The following is a 16553-nucleotide window of genomic DNA, read 5'->3' as shown; positions in this document are numbered from 1 at the left end:
AAGAGGAGGGGTACAAACTTGCAAGCATGGCTGAAAGAGCCGATTTCGGCGTCGGAGCTGCTGGCCAATTTGCGTTCGCGGCTGGAGCCGATGGATGAGAAGGCTGCTTACATTGCCAGGCATATGCCGGAGCTGGCGGAGGAAACGATCGCGAATGCGGAGCTGGCTTATCAAGGGATGATCAAGCTTCCCGGAACAGGCGGCGTAAGGGAATTTGTCGGCAATCCGCCATGCTGGCTGGAGCGCAGGCATAATGACAATGAATTTCTTTGGCAGCTTAACCGCATGAACCATTGGCAGGATTTGTTGGAAGCCTATTCATTGACGAAGGATGAGAAGTACGGGCGCAAAGTAATCGATGAGATGCTGAACTGGATTCAGTCGGTCGAGATTACAGAAGATATGATTGATCTGCCGCTCAGCTATTATGCGGAATGCCATCCGCTCCGCGCATTGGAGCTTGGCATCCGCAGCTATAAGACATGGCCGCTGGTGTTGGAGCATTTGGGGCATACCGGGCTGTTCACCGAGGAAGTGCTGGAGCAGTATGTAGCTGCCATCTATAAGCAAATCAAAATATTGCACAGTGTATCGCCGCAGCTGTGGCCCAAAGCAGATCATAACCATTATTTGATGGAATGCTTGGGCATTTTGACGACAGCGCTTTATTTCCCTGAGCTGAAGGAAGCCGAGGAATGGACAGCTTTTGCGATCGATGGCATTGAGAAATGCTGCATGGCGCAGCTGACTGAAGAAGGCGGGCAAATCGAGGGCTGCCCATCTTATCATAATGGCTGCATGTTTTGGTTCGGGCTGGCGGTTATGCTTGCCAAGCGGTTCGGCTTTCAGTTCTCGGAGCCGTGTATGGAACGGTTCAGAAAAAATTTGGATTACTCCATCTATTCGCTGCGGCCTACGGGAAAATGCGTGCCTGTCGGCGATTCGCATGCCAATAATCTGGCTGTTATGGGCGGCGTTTACGGGTATTTTGCTCTTGATGATATGACCTGGCTGGGACTTGCTACCAATCTGATTGCTGCTGACGAAGTGGTACGCGAAGCCGGCAAGCATGTATGGCGTGCGCTTGATGTGCGGCAATTTGCGGAGACGCTGCGTTCCTTGCAGGGCAAGCAATTTCTGTGCGACAAGCAGACGATGTTCTGGAACCGTACGCTGCATCAGGCGATTATTCGCAGCGGCTGGGATAAGCAGGCGCTCAGCTTTTTATTTACTTGCCGCAGTCCGATCCAAAATTTTCATGCCCATATTGATTTGATGAGCTTTGACTTTACAGCGCTCGGCAAAAATATGGTTTGCGATCCCGGCATTTTTTGCTATCGGGATGACGAGGACCGCAAGCAGTTTAAAAGCGCAAACTACCATTCTACACTGCTGATCGATGAGCGGGATCATTTTGAGTATTTAAGCTCATTCGGCTATGGACCGCAAAAAAACGGCGAGATTTATAAGGTGGAAAATAGAAGCTTCTACCAGCTCGCAAGCGCTTACCATCTGAATTATGAGCCGATTGTCCACCATCGCCATATTTCGCTTGTTGACGGCCGCTTCGTTGTCATTGCCGATCGGGTGGAGGGGGTGAAGCAGCATAGCGTTCAGCGCTATTTTCATCTTGATTTTACCGAAGTGCAGGAGATTGCGGGCGGCGCTGCGGCGACGAGCGATATCGCAAATCTGGCGATTTTTACAAGCGAACGGGGACAGCTGGATTTCCTGCCGGGAAGATTGTCCGATACGAATGATATTGCAAGGCCGGCGACAAGGGTCCGCTTTCAGGGTATATACAGCGGGACAGTTACATTTTTAACGGTGCTTGTCCCTTATCAAGGGGAGCTGCCTCATGTTCAGATTATTGAGGCGGTAGAAGGCATCTTTGAATTTATGCATGGCGGGCGTTATCAGGTTGCGATAAAGGACAACGATATGCACATTAGCAAATTAGTCTGAAGGGAGCAATCAGGATGCGGATAAAGGGAAGGCTGTTTAAATCAATCAGCTTGCTGGTATGTCTTGTTTTGGGGATAAGCGGAATTGCAGGCGCGTTGCCGCCAGCGGCGACTGCTGCTGCTGCCGCTGCGGATATCGCTGTACATTTATATCAGGACTTGAGGATTACACGAAAACGGGCGCTCCGCCAAGCGGCTTTGAAATGACAGGCATTGCAGCTGTAAAAAGCTCAAGCGGCGCCCTTAATAATGAACATACTGCCCCGAACGGCACGAGCGTCGCTCTACGCATTGAAGAATCAGTAGCCGAACAGCCCGATGTAGGCCTGGCCAAGCGGTTTGGCGCAGATGATCTGACCGGCCGGCTCATCTTTGATTTTGATATTAAGCTGCTCGATTTCAACGGCAGCCGTTTTATCGAAATAAAGGACAGCAGCAATAAAGGCATCACGCTGGGCAATATCGGCGCGGACGGCGTGCTGAAGGTAGGAGCCGGGAAGGTGCAGCTGCAAAAAAATCAATGGTACAGGCTCTCTTTTGCCATGAATGTTGAAGCTGCCGCATTGACGGTATCCCTTTATGTGGATGGTGTGAAAAAACTGGATTCAGTTGCGCTGAATAATAGCAATCAGGCAGTCGGCATTAATTATCTCAGAGTACGCGCCAAAAGAAATGCGCCGGCTGATTTGCAGCCAGATACGGGTGGTGCCAAAAGCTTTACAACCTTGCTTGATAATATGCGGGTTTATGAAGGTACGGAGCTGAAGACGATGGAGGAGCTTGCGGACCTGCAGAGACCTGAATCTTTAATGGAATTTGATAATGATTTGCGGATTTCGGTAGAGGACAGACTGGCCGGCGCTTTGGCCATGGTGCTGAACAATCCGAATGTATTAATGAATAATGTAAAAACGGTTAATGCGTTCAATGAGCAAAATAAACCGCGCAAGGTGGAGGGAACGGTCATTGTGCCGCTGCGCAAAATTAGCGCTTTTTTTGGCGTTGATGTGCAAATCAGCGGCCAAAGCGCCCGCGCAAAAGTAAACGGGAAAATGAATGTAGTGACGAAGAAGGACGCTGTTATCGCAGGTGCTGTGCATCCGTCAGAACATATTTCGTTCATAGCGGACGAAGTTATGGTGCCGATTGATATGGCGGCCAATATTCTTCAGAAACAGGTTTACATGGATTACAAGGGCAGAGGGCTTATCGTGATCGGCGATACCGCGCAGCCGTTCAACGATGCGCTGGATCGAGCGGATGAAAATATTAAACCGCAGGACAATGAGAAGTTTTATATTGAGGAAGCGGTAAAGCAGATTGTGTATGACCGTCCAAGCGGCGAGCAGGCGATGAGCCAACTGCTTGATCGTCATGCCCCGCATCCAAGAGTAATGGCAACCGCAGCTGATTTTAGCCGGATTAAGACAATGGTGCAGCAAAATGAGCCTGTGATCAGCAAATGGTATGCGGATATTCAAAAACAAGGCGAAAAGCATTTGACTATGGCGCTGCCTACTGACGATTTGCCGGACGGGAGACGGATGATCGGCTCCAGACAGGTAGGGCCGCTCGTGATCAATTTGGGGATGCTCTACCATCTGAGCGACGATGCGGCCAAGAAGGAGCAGTATAAACAGCGCATTTGGGATGAAGTGTATACGGTATCGCAATTTCCCGGCTGGAATGAAGAAAATGAATTTTTGAATACAGCGGAGTTCATGGAAGGCGTGGCAATTGCCTACGACTGGCTGTATGATGCGTGGACACCTGAACAGAGACAATTGCTGGAGGATGCAATTATTCATAAAGGCCTGGTGAAATCTTTAGAGGCCTATAACAAAAATGTATGGTGGATTCATACTTATCCAAGAACGAATAACTGGAATGCCGTGAGCAATGGCTCTACGATATTGGCTTTAATGGCTATCGGGGACATCGATAAGCAGATTGCGCTGCCTTCCAAAGAAAACGTTACGATGCAGCAATTCGGTAGCAAAATACTGGATATTGCTTTCAATGCGCTGGAGGATTTTATTTTGCTGGAGTTTACGCCTGATGGCGCATGGGCGGAGGGTCCAAGCTATTGGAAATATACGCTTGAATATATCGTGCGTTTTATTGCGGCGATGGAAACTGCGCTAGGCACCAGCTATGGCTATGATCAGACGCCCGGCCTTAGCAAGACGGGTTATTTCCCTGCTTTCTTAAGCGGAGCTGTAGGCTCGCTTAACTATGGCGACGCCTCAAACAATAAAGTCATTTCTGCGGAGGAGCTGTGGATCGCCAAGAAGTACGGGGATAAATTGCTGGCTTCTGTTCATTTGGACAACAAGCTGAAATACAAAAATGCCGGTTCCGAATTAGAAATGCTTTGGTATGAGCCGGACTTGTATGTGCCTAATCAATCACTGGAGCTGGATCAATATTTTAGCGGAACAGAGGTTGCGACCTTCAGGAGCAAATGGGACGATCCTGCCGCGAGCTTCCTTGGCTTCAAGGCGGGCAACAATGTTGTAAGCCATGGCCACTATGATCTGGGCAGCTTTGTGTTTGAAGCGCTCGGCCAGCAATGGGCGATTGATCTCGGCAAGGACGATTATAATTTGCCGGGCTATTCCAACTATGACAAAGAGCGTTTAGCCTATTACCGCTTGAATCCGGAGGGCCATAATACGCTTGTCATTAACCCGGACGGCAGTGCACAGCAAAATATTAAAGCTTTCGCGAAAATTGAAAAGACGGAAAGCAAGCCGCTTGGCGGGTTTGCTATTGCGAATCTGACTGAAGCTTACAACAAGCAAGTGTCTGAAGCGAAGCGGGGTGTAATGCTGTCCGCAAACCGTATGCGGGCTACGATTCAGGATGAGGTAAAGTTTCTGGCTCCTTCGACGGCCTATTGGTTTATGCACACGGAGGCTGAAATTGAAGTAAGCGGCGATGGCCAATCGGCTATCTTCAGCAAAGGCGGGGAGAAGCTGTGGGTAGGCTTGAGCAGCGACGCCCGCGGCGCAAACGGCGAACCGGTTGCCGCAAGGTTCGCAGTAATGGATGCCAAGCCGCTGCCGGAATCTCCGAATCCTGCTAATCAGCATCAAAATGCTGGCATCCGCAAGCTGTTCGTTAAGCTGGACGGCGTGCAGGATATGCGCCTGACAGTGACGATGATTCCGATTGTTGGCGATTTAGAGGATACGGACACGACGGTTGTGCCCGCAGCTCTGGACCAGTGGAGCATCGCCGACGGCGAGCTGATCATCCCGGTAATTGAAGGCGCTAGCGTAGACGGTATGGCCGTGGAAGGCTTTAGCCCGCAGACTTTTACCTATAATATTGCTTTGCCGCTGGATTATACGGCTGTTCCCGAGCTGACATTTACGTATGATCAGTCCCGCTATCAGGTTCAGGCTGCTCCTGCGTCCGAAGTGCCGGGCGTGACGAAGCTGGTGGTTTCTTCCTTGCAAAGTCCGGAGATAAAGAGCGTCTATCATTTCAATTATAAGCTGATTCCGTTGAATGGTGAGGATGAGAGACTGGCGGAGCTGCCGATCGCAGCCGTGTCTGCCAGCACATCGCAGGCGGACAAAGGAAATACGGAAGATAAAGCGCTCGATGGCGATTTTGATACGTATTGGGCGGCCGAGGGCGATCAATGGATTATGCTTGACCTGGGCGAAGCCAAAACGTTAAACAGTGTCGGCATTGCTTTCATTCGCGGGAATGAGCGCAGCTTCAAGTATGAGATTGAAACTTCTTTGGACGGCGTGACCTGGAACAAGGCCTTTACCGGACAAAGCAGCGGCGAAAGCCTTGAAATTGAAAAAACGTATATCAGACAGCAGGATGCCCGTTATGTGCGAATTACAGGCCACGGCAACAGTGTCAATCAGTGGAATTCCTATGCCGAGGTACGTTTGTACCAATTGCAATAAATAGAGGGCAAAAAAGGCTGGAACCGGACTGCCGCAGCCGGAAAGTCCAGCCTTTCCTACTGAAGGGAGCGTAATGCTTGATGAAGCAGCCAAATATTTTATTTATTATGTCGGATGATCATGCCTCGCACGCAATAAGCAGCTATGGCAGCGTTATTAACCATACCCCTAATATCGACCGGATTGCCGAGGGCGGGATCCGTTTCGACAATTGCTTTTGCACAAATTCGATTTGCGCTCCCAGCAGAGCGACGATTTTGACCGGGGTCTATAATCATATCAATGGCGTAAAGACGCTGGATGATCATCTTGATGGAACGATGATGAACTTTCCGAAGCTGCTGCAGCAGGCCGGCTATGAGACGGCGATTATCGGAAAATGGCATTTGGGCCATGGCGGCAATTCCGACCCAACCGGATTTCATTACTGGAATGTGCTGCCGGACCAAGGCGACTATTTCGATCCGGAATTTATTGAGATGGGGAAGACGAAGCGAATTAACGGCTATGTGACGGATATTATTACGGCTATGTCGATCGACTGGATCAAAAAGCGCGACAAAAATAAACCGTTTATGCTCATGTGTCATCATAAAGCGCCGCACCGTTCCTGGCTGCCATCGCCTAAATATGCCGATTTGTATAAGGATGCCGATATTCCCGAGCCTCCTACCTTTCATGACGATTATAGTACGCGGGCGGAGGCGGCGCGCGCTGCCAGGATGCGGATTGGCCGTGATTTGCTGAAGAAGGATGTGAAGGGGGAGCCGCCGCAAAACAGCTCGCCCGGACAGATCAAAAGCTGGAACTATCAGCGCTACATTAAAGATTATTTGCGCTGTGTAGCCTCGATCGATGAAAGTGTCGGCCTGCTGCTTGATACGCTGCAGGATGAAGAAATTTGGAACAATACGATCGTCGTTTATACGTCTGATCAGGGCTTTTTCCTTGGCGACCATGGCTGGTTCGATAAACGGTTTATGTACGAGGAATCGTTAAGGATGCCGCTGCTGATCCAGTATCCGCAAGAAATTAAAGCCGGCAGCGTCAGCCGGGATATGGTGTTGAATGTAGATTTTGCCGCTACCTTCCTGGAGGCGGCGGGAGTGGCGGTACCTGAGGAGATGCAAGGAAGAAGCATGCGTCCGGTATGGAGCGGCCATACGCCGCCGGATTGGCGCACTTCTATGTATTACCGGTACTGGATGCATCTCGATAAAGAGCATTCCGTTTATTCGCATTACGGCATACGCACGCATGATTACAAGCTGATCTATTATTATGCGGATGCCCTGGGGACGACAGGCTCGCTTGACGAGCGCAAGCCTGCCGAGTGGGAGCTTTTTGATTTGAAAAAGGACCCTTGCGAAATGAACAATGTGTACGGCGCAGCTGAGTATGCCAGTGTGATCGCGCTGCTGAAGCAAGAGCTGCTTGCCTTGCAGCTTGCTGTAAAGGATGTTCCTTATGAGACTGATGAAGGAGAGAGGTTTGCATGAAGCTTTTTTGGGGAGATTTGCATAATCATTGCGGAATTACTTACGGATTTGGAGATTTGCATCATGCGCTGGAGGCAGCGAAAAGCCAGCTCGATTTTTGCGCGATTATCGGTCATGCGATGTGGCCAGATATGCCGGACAGAACTGACGCCACGGCCTTTCTGGTTGATTTCCATAATGAAGGCTTCGCCAAATTGCGGGAGGGCTGGGAGCAGGTTCGCGCCAAGGTGAAAGAAGTGAATGCCGCTGGAGAATTTGTCACCTTTCAAGGCTATGAGATTCATTCCAGCGAGTTTGGCGATCATCATATATTGTCGCCAAGCGATGAGCTGCCGCTGGAGTATGCCGCTTCACCGCAGGAACTGGCGGAAAAGCTGGCTGCGTATGATGTCATAGCCGTGCCGCATCATATCGGCTATACGCCGGGATATCGCGGCATTAATTGGGATGCGTTCCGCTCGGAATTGTCGCCGATTGTTGAAGTATTCTCCAAGCATGGCTGCGGCATGTCGGATAAGAGCAGCTACCCTTATTATCATACGATGGGACCGAAAGATTCGAGTAACACCGTCTTTGCCGGACTCAAGAAAGGCAAAAAATTCAGCTTTGTCGGCTCCACCGATCATCATGCAGGCTATCCCGGCTCCTATGGTGATGGAAGGGTTGCGGTGTGGGCGAAGGAAAAAACGCGTGAAGCGATTTGGGAGGCGATTAAAGCCGGCCGAACATATGCGGTAACGGGAGATAAGATTGCCTGCCAATTTTCGATAAATGGAGCCGGGATGGGCAGCAGCCTGGAAACTGCAGAGCCGAGACGGATTGTGCTGGATGCAGAGTGCTTTGACTTTATCGATAAAATCACATTATACAAAAACGCCAGGCCGTGGAAGGTGGTTGTAGGCGAGAGCCTGGGGCAGGAAGCATGCGAAGGCGCGCAAAAATATAAAGTGCGTGTAGAGCTTGGCTGGGGCGACTCCAAAGAGGGCTATAGCTGGGCTGCCAAAGCTGGTGTCCGCGGAGGCAAGCTGCTGTCGGCAGATAGCTGCTTCCGCGGCCAAAGCGTATTGGCGCCCGAGCCCGGGATGAGGGAAAATCCCGATATTAACAAGCTCGGCAATCGAATCGCGGAGCAGACGGAAACAGTGCTTGCCTGGACTTGCACCACCTTCCAAAATCCGTCGACCCTGCATCCGGCGACGGCAGCAGTCGTGCTGGAAATCGAAGGGAATCAAGCGACGGTGCTGACCGTCCAGGCGAACGGGATAGAAAAAGAAATCAGCTTGGGCGATCTGCATGAAGGATCATGCTCAATGCATGTCCATCCGTACAATTCAGAAGCGTTGCTTATCCATCGCGCCGTTCCTGAAGCTGCATATCGGGTGCATTTGGAGTGGACGGATACTGAACAAGAGCTGGAGACCGATGTGTACCATGCAGAAATTCGTCAGGTAAACAACCAGTTTGCCTGGATTTCTCCAGTATTTGTCCGTTAGAGCGGCCTTGGGCGAAGAGGCTATGTGTTTGCTAGTAAGAATGTATAGGTTAAGACTTACAAAGAATAAAATGTGATCTGAAAAACACTGTAATATTGCCGATAATCGAAATATGGTTATCGGTAATATTTTTTCTGCGTCAGAATATTCAAGCGAACAAGGGTTGAAAGATATTTCGGCTGGTGTGGTCTAAACTGGGCGTAAGAAAATCGTAGCCGAATTTAATCTATGGCCTCATTTGACGCAAATATAATTAAAAATAATAGATAGCATAAGATTTCTTATCAATTATTTTTCAAGAATTTCATTGATCATTGCTGAAGATTGCGTTAATATGGAAGATGATTAAATCAGAGTAAAATCATCGGATTTGTTTAGATATGGGGTGGATGTTGTTGCAACTTCAAGTGACGAATAGTCCGTTTACAAATGAACAAGCAGAGCTGATCAATAAGCTGCTGCCGACTTTGACAGATGCCCAGGTGAATTGGCTGAGTGGATATTTAGCTTTTTACCGTGCCGGCAATGGAGCAGCCGCGTCAGCCGAGCTGGCGGCGAGCGCCGTGGCGGAAGTACCGGCAATAGCTGCAATTGCTCAAGCGCCGCAGGAGCCGCGTGAAGCAACGATCTTGTTCGGTTCTCAAACCGGCAATGCGCAGCGGCTGGCGGGGCGGCTGGCCGACAAGTTGAAAGGCCAAGGCTTTGAAGTTACACTGTCGGCGATGAACAAGTATAAAACGAATAATCTCAAAAAAGCTGGATATCTGTTTATTCTTGTCAGCACACATGGCGAGGGCGATCCGCCGGACAATGCGATGACTTTTTATGAGTTTTTGCACGGCAAGCGCGCACCGAAGCTGGACGGAACGAAGTTCTCCGTGCTGGCGCTGGGCGATACCTCGTATGAGTTTTTCTGCAAGACGGGGCAGGATTTTGACGCAAGGCTGGCTGAGCTTGGCGCGGAACGGATTGCAGATCGCGTAGACTGCGATGTCGATTTTGAAGAGTCTGCGGCCGGCTGGATCGCAGCGGTAAGCGCTGGCCTCGGCACCGCAGGGCAACAACAAGCAGCGCAAGCAGGCAGCGTGTCAGGTGCCGCTTCATCGCTCGCGGCTGTGGCAAGCGAGTCTCAATATTCGCGGTCGAATCCGTTTATGGCCGAGGTATTGGACAACATCAATTTGAACGGCAGGGGCTCGGATCGCGAGACGCGCCATTTGGAGCTCTCGCTTGAAGGCTCGGACCTTACTTATGCACCTGGAGATGCTGTCGGCGTTTACCCGCAGAACGACAAGTCTTTGGTCGATGCGATTATTTCTCTTATGAATTGGAATCCGGAGGAGCAGGTTGCAGCAGGCAAAGCAGGCGAGACGGCACCGCTTCGCGCGGCGCTTCTGCATCATTATGAAATTACGGTTTTGACCAAGCCCTTGCTGGAAAAGGCGACCGCTTTTTCTGGAAACGGCAGTCTGGCTGAGCTGGTAAAACCGGAAAATAAAGAGGAATTGAAAGCTTACATGAACGGGCGCGATCTGCTTGATCTGCTTCAAGATTTCGCTCCGTGGACGCTTGCGGCAAGTGACATTGCTGCATTGCTGCGCAAGCTTCCGCCGCGGCTCTATTCTATTGCAAGCAGCGTGAATGCTCATCCGGATGAAGTCCATCTGACGATCCGGAAGGTGGAATACGAGGCGCATGGGCGCGAGCGCAAAGGCGTATGCTCCGTATATACCTCCGAGCATCTTGAGCCCGGCGACAAGCTCCCGATTTTCATTCAGCAAAATCCGAACTTTAAGCCGCCGGTTGCTCCGGATACGCCGGTCATTATGGTAGGTCCTGGCACAGGAGTTGCGCCATACCGCGCTTTTCTGGAGGATCGTGAGGAGCTCGGGGCTTCGGGCAAAACATGGCTGTTCTATGGGGACAGACATTTTGTGACAGATTTTCTGTATCAGACGGATTGGCAGCGCATGCTGAAGGATGGCGTATTGACGAAGCTGGATGTCGCCTTTTCGCGGGATACGGAGGAGAAGGTGTATGTGCAGCAGCGGATGCTGGAAAACGGCGAAGAGCTGTATAAGTGGCTGGAAGAGGGCGCGCATGTGTATGTTTGCGGCGATGAGAAGCATATGGCGCATGATGTGCAAGCTGCTCTGCTTGCTATTATCGGTCAATACGGCGGCAAATCTGCCGAGGCGGCAGCGGAGTATTTGTCCGAGCTGCAGACGCAAGGCCGCTATCAGCGCGACGTGTATTGATGCTTTTGGAGCTTTGAAGCTGAGCGCGCAAGATGCATAGAGTAAATGGCGCATGAATCCATCATGCGGGCAAAGGAGCAGACTAGAATGGCCAAAAACCATAAAGTAGAGCCAATCGGCGGACCTCCGAGCGATGTGGAGGACCTAAAAAGAGAGAGCAATTACTTGCGCGGGTCGCTAATGGAATCGCTAGCTAACCGGGTAACGGGCGGATTGCCGGAGCTGGACAACCGGCTGTTGAAATTCCATGGCAGCTATATGCAGGATGACCGCGATTACCGCAATGAACGGGAAAAGCAAAAGCTTGAGCCTTACTATCAGTTTATGCTTCGTGTCGTTACGCCGGGCGGGGTAGCTAGTCCGGAGCAATGGCTTGTGATGGATGAGCTGGCCGGCAAATACGGCAATGATACGCTCCGTGTAACGACGCGGCAAGCTTTTCAACTGCACGGTGTATTGAAATGGAACCTGAAAAAAACGATTCAAGATATTAACAATGCGCTGCTGACGACATTGGCGGCCTGCGGCGATGTCAGCCGGAACGTAATGTGCAATCCTAATCCTTATCAATCCGATATTCACACAGAGGTTCATTACTGGTCACAGCAGCTGACGACGCATCTGGCGCCAAAGACGCCAGCTTATCATGAAATTTGGCTGGATGGCGAAAAGGTCGTTGATTCGCTGGAGCAGAACGGCGAGGCCGGAGAGGCTGGCGAAGTAGAACCGATTTACGGTCCCGTTTATTTGCCGCGGAAGTTCAAAATCGGGATCGCGGTTCCGCCATCGAATGATGTGGATGTGTACTCGCAAGACCTTGGCTTTATTGCCATCGTTGAAGACGGGAAGCTTGCCGGCTTTAACGTATGCGTCGGCGGCGGCATGGGCATGACCCACGGCGATACGGTAACTTATCCGCAGCTTGCAAAGGTGATCGGCTTTGTAACGCCTGACCGCATTTTGGAAGTAGCAGAGAAAACGGTGACGATCCAGCGCGATTACGGCAACCGCTCCGTGCGGAAAAATGCGCGCTTCAAATACACAATTGACCGTCACGGCCTGGAATGGTTCATAGATGAGCTGCATGACCGGTTAGGCTGGGAGCTTGAGCCTGCCCGGCACTTCAATTTCGAGCATACTGGCGACCGCTATGGCTGGGTGAAAGGCAAGAATGGCAAGTGGAATTTGACCTTGTACGTGCAAAGCGGACGAATTGCCGATTTCGATGGCTATAAGCTGAGAACGGCGCTGCGTGAAATCGCGAAAATCCACACGGGCGATTTCCGCCTTACCGCTAACCAAAACTTGATTATTGCTAATGTCAGCAGCCAGAAGAAGACGAAAATAACGGCACTGCTCAAGGAATACGGCATCGCCGAGGGTTCGCAATATTCCGCTCTTCGCCGCAGTTCCTTATCGTGCGTGGCGCTGCCGACATGCGGTCTTGCAATGGCCGAGGCTGAGCGGTACTTGCCAACGCTGATCGATAAGCTGGAGCCGATTCTTGAGGAAGCCGGCCTGCGCGATGAAGAGATTAATATTCGCATGACGGGCTGCCCGAATGGTTGTGCCCGGCCGGCTTTGGGAGAAATTGCTTTCATCGGCAAATCGCCAGGCAAGTACAATATGTACATGGGCGCAGGCTTCTCAGGCGACCGTCTGAGCAAGCTGTATCGCGAAAATATTGGCGAAGAGGAAATTATCGATACGCTTAGGCCGATTCTTAATCAATACGCGTCCGAACGCGAGCAGGGCGAGCATTTTGGCGATTTTGTCATCCGTACCGGCTATGTGAAGGCAGTGACGGACGGAACGAACTTCCACGCATAAAAAGAAAATGGCGGTGCAGCGGCTATTGCTGTGCCGCCATTTTTTACTGCATAAGAATTTATAAGTTTCCAAGTTGTGCGGAAAAACAAATTCTTATTGGTGATAAAAACTACCTTATGCTTTAGAAGCGGGTTTGCTAGGCCAACCTTTAGGTCGCTCCTGCGGAAAGCAAAAAATATTGTTGACCATACGTATAACCGATGGTTATAATAAAACCACCGGTTAGTAACCAAAGGTTACAACAATGCTCTGTAAGTGATCCTGTCCATTCAAAAGGAGATATGTATAATGACATTTATCGTTTTCGTCATTCTGTTTTCGGTCGTTTGCGGCTGGCTGGATATGGGGATCGATGCTACAGGCAAAAAGGGGGCGAGATAGATGTTTGCAGGACATTTCGGCTTGGCTGCCGCAATAAAAAGCAAGGAATCGAACGTTCCGCTCTGGTCTTTAATGCTCAGTACACAATTGCTGGACGTCTTTTTTGTGCCGCTTTATTTGACTGGCGTAGAAACAATGGAACCGATCGCTGACAACGGGGGATACGGTGAGTCTATCATTCATGCCGACTATACGCATTCGCTGCTGGGAGCACTATTGATTGCAGTCATAGCCGGGCTGCTGGCTAGAAAAGCTTGGGGCAAGCGGGGCGGATTCGTCATTGCCGCAGTCGTCTTCAGCCATTGGCTGCTGGATTTGCTCGTCCACCGCAGCGATATGCCGATATTTCCGGGCAACTTGGGCGATCTTCCGCTGCTTGGCTTCGGACTATGGAAGCTTCAAGCCTTTAGTATCGGTTTGGAATTGGCGCTGATCGCTGCTGGAGCGGTATTATATTTCTATTCTGTATTATCACGGGCAAAGAATGCTGCAAATGCGCAGCAGAGGGAGAGCAGGAAGCGCGCGATTTTGGCGGGCACCGTAATGGGAGCGTTTTTAATCTTATCGCTTATCGTTGATGTTATGGGAATTGGTTAACTGCCCAACGAGAAAAACTTATGTCGAAGTCCTTGTAACCCAACTTTCGACACCTTCCAAAGAGATTTTTTGTGGTAACAAAGACCGGCAGCGCTCATGAAGCTGCCGGTCTGGCGCTCACACCCTTCGCACGGCAGCAAGCGCATTTATTTTCGGTTTAGAATATATATTGCGCCTCCATAGCCTAATATGCACCAGATGAGCAAATTGATATAATTCCCCGCACTTACTGTAAATGTAGAGGCTGCCAAAGAGGAGCGCATCACTTCTGCCATTGAATATATAGGCAGTACTTGATGAAGCGCCTGAAGCCATTCAGGCAGCCGTTCGATGGGGAAATTGACCGGCGAAAACATCATCGCGCCAAATACGATCACTTGAGAAGCTCCAAGCGACGCTTCCGGCGACAGCAAGTAGGAAAGCCCGTATCCGACACCAATTGACGTCAAGGCAATCATCAGCAGCGCCGGAATGACGGTCCAGGATACATCATACCCCGGATCGAACATGAAGTGCGCAATAGCTGAAGAAACGGCGATAGCAGGAACCGTGATCAGTAACCATAGTGTCGTATCCGCGCCTAGAATGACAGCGCGATTAATCGGCCAAGTCCGCATAAACTCCATATAGCCATCAGATTTCGCCGTACCGATTTGCTGCGGCAAAATAACCATTCCTGTAACGATCAAAATGAGAGTAGGCGCACCGGTTGCCAAAAAAAGAATACTTTCTGAGCTCGCATCCGGAATTAAATAAGTAAGGCCAATCACAATTCCAATCGCCAGCAAAATTTGAATAAGAGCGAAAAAAGCTAAAAACCCGGAATTTCTAAGAAATTGCATTTGAAAAACATATTTGTACTGGTTAAATATATGGCTCATTGGACCTCCTCCTTCCTTGAAGTTAATTCGACATATACATCTTCAATCGTGGCAGGAGACAAGGTATAATCCAAAATAAGACCATGATCCGCTTGCTCGCTTGCCCAATGAATCGCTAGCGGTGCCGATGCCGGCAAAATGGATAAGAGCAGCTGACTGCCTTTGCGATGCGATTTTTGCGCCCACTCCGGTATTTCAGCATCCGGCAAATCCTTATTCAAGTTAATTTCCATACGCAATAAATGACTATATGAACGTTTTATTTCCGCAAGTGTCCCTTGTACAAGAAATTTTCCTTTATCCAAAATAGCGGCGCGGTCAATCGCCTTTTCGGCTTCAACGACATTATGCGTCACTAATATGACTGAAGTGCCATCATCCGTCAATTCCCGTATCACTTGCCATAAATAACGTCTGCGAACCGGGTCCACATCGTTTGTCGGCTCATCAAGAACGACCAGCTTTCCCGGGGCAATTACGGCCATGCAAAAAGCCGCCAGCCTGCGGGCGCCGCCCGAAAGCTTTTGACCTTCCTTGTCTACCCATTCGCCCATGTCCAGCCTTTCAAACAGCATATCCATCCGCTTCGGATCAAACCGTTTTCTCGCCCGCATCTTGCCCATTAGCGCGACCGCTTGCCGCGGTGTAAGGAGCCCTAACGGCACTTGTGCTTGCGGCTGCACGGAACAGATGGATCTTGCCCGGGCAGGCGATTGCAGTACGGACTCTCCAAGTAAAGTAATATTGCCTTCGTCAGGAGTGATCAAGCCTAAAATTTGATTGACAATCGTCGTCTTTCCCGCCCCATTATGCCCTAACAGCCCCAATATTTCCCCTTCCTTAAGGTGAAAGGTAAGCCGATCGTTTGCAATATTCTTTGTTTTACCTGGTCCAGGAAACACCTTTGTTAAACCGTTCACATCAAGTATCATCATTGCTCCTCCCCGCGGCGATCTCTTTTCGCGTACATAATTGTAAGCGCGCGTTCAATAAAATGAATCATCTCTTCATCCAAGGGGTAAAAAGCGATCCCGTTCTGCCGATCTTTCACAGCCTCCCACATTTTATCCAGACGGGATTCATCCGACCCGAACATGTCCTGCACTTGCTCCAGCCACCTGCCGGTTAAACTTTGGGCTATATCCGAGCCGGGATCCTCATGGAGATGAGCTTGAATATCACGAATAACTGCAAGCCATTTGCGCAGATCATCCTTCGTCAATTGATTATTCAAATGAAGAATATCTTTCACTTCTTCGTTGCTGAAATATTTTTCAAACATATGGGAGGCGCATTGCGGGTCATGCTGAAACAGGCGGATCGTTTCAAAAATGACGGGCCATTTCACTTCTCCCTCAAACTCAATGGAATGCAGCACGCCTTCTAAAGCCTTTTCCAGCGCCTGCAGCCGTATTTGCTGCTGCTTTACCATTTCCAGCTGCCGATTTATCGACTGCTGCCAGGTTACTGTAGATTCCTCTAATATTTTTTTAATTTGCTGCAAGGAAAAGCCCATATATTTCAGAGCCAATACCTGCTCCAGCCGTAAAACATCGTGCTCGCTGTACAAACGATGCCCTCCATCCGTCGCGGAGGACGGAACGACCAAACCAACCTCATCATAGTAATCCAACGTTCTGACGGTGACGCCGGTTTTTTTGGACAATTGACCAATCGAGTACATTTTCTCACCCCTATATTGATCTTATTACAAGTAT

The 16553-nt window shown here is 50.1% G+C and carries 11 protein-coding genes; 8 read left to right on the top strand and 3 right to left on the bottom strand.

Annotated elements, in window-relative coordinates; translation table 11 throughout:
• Positions 1 to 18: 18 nt before the first annotated feature.
• The 8 genes from ACFQ0N_RS25975 to ACFQ0N_RS25940 all read left to right on the top strand — a co-directional run bounded on the left by ACFQ0N_RS25975 (position 19) and on the right by ACFQ0N_RS25940 (position 13954).
• Positions 19 to 1965, top strand: a complete 1947-nt coding sequence (locus ACFQ0N_RS25975) for an alginate lyase family protein (RefSeq protein ID WP_379331803.1) — start codon at positions 19 to 21, stop codon at positions 1963 to 1965.
• A 14-nt stretch (positions 1966 to 1979) separates the two neighbouring features.
• Positions 1980 to 2171, top strand: coding sequence for a hypothetical protein (locus ACFQ0N_RS25970; RefSeq protein ID WP_379331801.1), 192 nt, complete (start codon positions 1980 to 1982; stop codon positions 2169 to 2171).
• A complete protein-coding gene (locus ACFQ0N_RS25965) occupies positions 2168 to 5896 on the top strand; it encodes a discoidin domain-containing protein (protein WP_379331799.1) in 3729 nt (1242 codons plus the stop codon). The genes ACFQ0N_RS25970 and ACFQ0N_RS25965 overlap by 4 nt, the downstream gene beginning before the upstream one ends.
• Positions 5897 to 5976: 80 nt before the next feature.
• Complete coding sequence (locus ACFQ0N_RS25960) at positions 5977 to 7395, top strand: sulfatase family protein (RefSeq protein ID WP_379331797.1); 1419 nt, start codon at positions 5977 to 5979, stop codon at positions 7393 to 7395.
• Positions 7392 to 8888, top strand: a complete 1497-nt coding sequence (locus ACFQ0N_RS25955) for a DUF3604 domain-containing protein (RefSeq protein ID WP_379331795.1) — start codon at positions 7392 to 7394, stop codon at positions 8886 to 8888. Before ACFQ0N_RS25960 ends, ACFQ0N_RS25955 begins: the two co-directional genes overlap by 4 nt.
• 395 nt (positions 8889 to 9283) lie before the next feature.
• Positions 9284 to 11146 (top strand): assimilatory sulfite reductase (NADPH) flavoprotein subunit, encoded by a 1863-nt coding sequence (locus ACFQ0N_RS25950; protein ID WP_379331793.1) that lies wholly within the window; start codon positions 9284 to 9286, stop codon positions 11144 to 11146.
• A gap of 87 nt (positions 11147 to 11233) precedes the next feature.
• A complete protein-coding gene (gene cysI / locus ACFQ0N_RS25945; RefSeq protein WP_379331791.1) occupies positions 11234 to 12976 on the top strand; it encodes an assimilatory sulfite reductase (NADPH) hemoprotein subunit in 1743 nt (580 codons plus the stop codon).
• A 381-nt stretch (positions 12977 to 13357) separates the two neighbouring features.
• Positions 13358 to 13954 (top strand): metal-dependent hydrolase, encoded by a 597-nt coding sequence (locus ACFQ0N_RS25940; RefSeq protein WP_379331789.1) that lies wholly within the window; start codon positions 13358 to 13360, stop codon positions 13952 to 13954.
• 146 nt (positions 13955 to 14100) lie between these two features.
• On the opposite strand, the gene ACFQ0N_RS25935 is transcribed toward ACFQ0N_RS25940, so the two are convergent.
• From ACFQ0N_RS25935 to ACFQ0N_RS25925, 3 genes are read right to left on the bottom strand one after another with little or no spacing between them, the layout of a single operon-like run.
• Positions 14101 to 14835: an ABC transporter permease gene (locus tag ACFQ0N_RS25935; protein ID WP_379331787.1), complete on the bottom strand. Its 735-nt coding sequence runs from the start codon at positions 14833 to 14835 to the stop codon at positions 14101 to 14103.
• Positions 14832 to 15770: an ABC transporter ATP-binding protein gene (locus ACFQ0N_RS25930; protein ID WP_379331785.1), complete on the bottom strand. Its 939-nt coding sequence runs from the start codon at positions 15768 to 15770 to the stop codon at positions 14832 to 14834. Before ACFQ0N_RS25930 ends, ACFQ0N_RS25935 begins: the two co-directional genes overlap by 4 nt.
• Positions 15767 to 16519 carry a MerR family transcriptional regulator gene (locus ACFQ0N_RS25925; RefSeq protein WP_379331783.1) on the bottom strand — a complete coding sequence of 251 codons (753 nt, stop codon included), beginning with the start codon at positions 16517 to 16519 and terminating at the stop codon, positions 15767 to 15769. Before ACFQ0N_RS25925 ends, ACFQ0N_RS25930 begins: the two co-directional genes overlap by 4 nt.
• Positions 16520 to 16553 lie beyond the last annotated feature (34 nt).

Origin of the sequence: Paenibacillus sp. GCM10027626, assembly GCF_042676285.1 — a bacterium.
Taxonomy (GTDB): Bacteria; Bacillota; Bacilli; order Paenibacillales; family Paenibacillaceae; genus Paenibacillus_Z.
The sequence above is the reverse complement of the archived record's forward strand: the minus strand, read 5'-3'. Positions and strand labels throughout refer to the sequence as shown.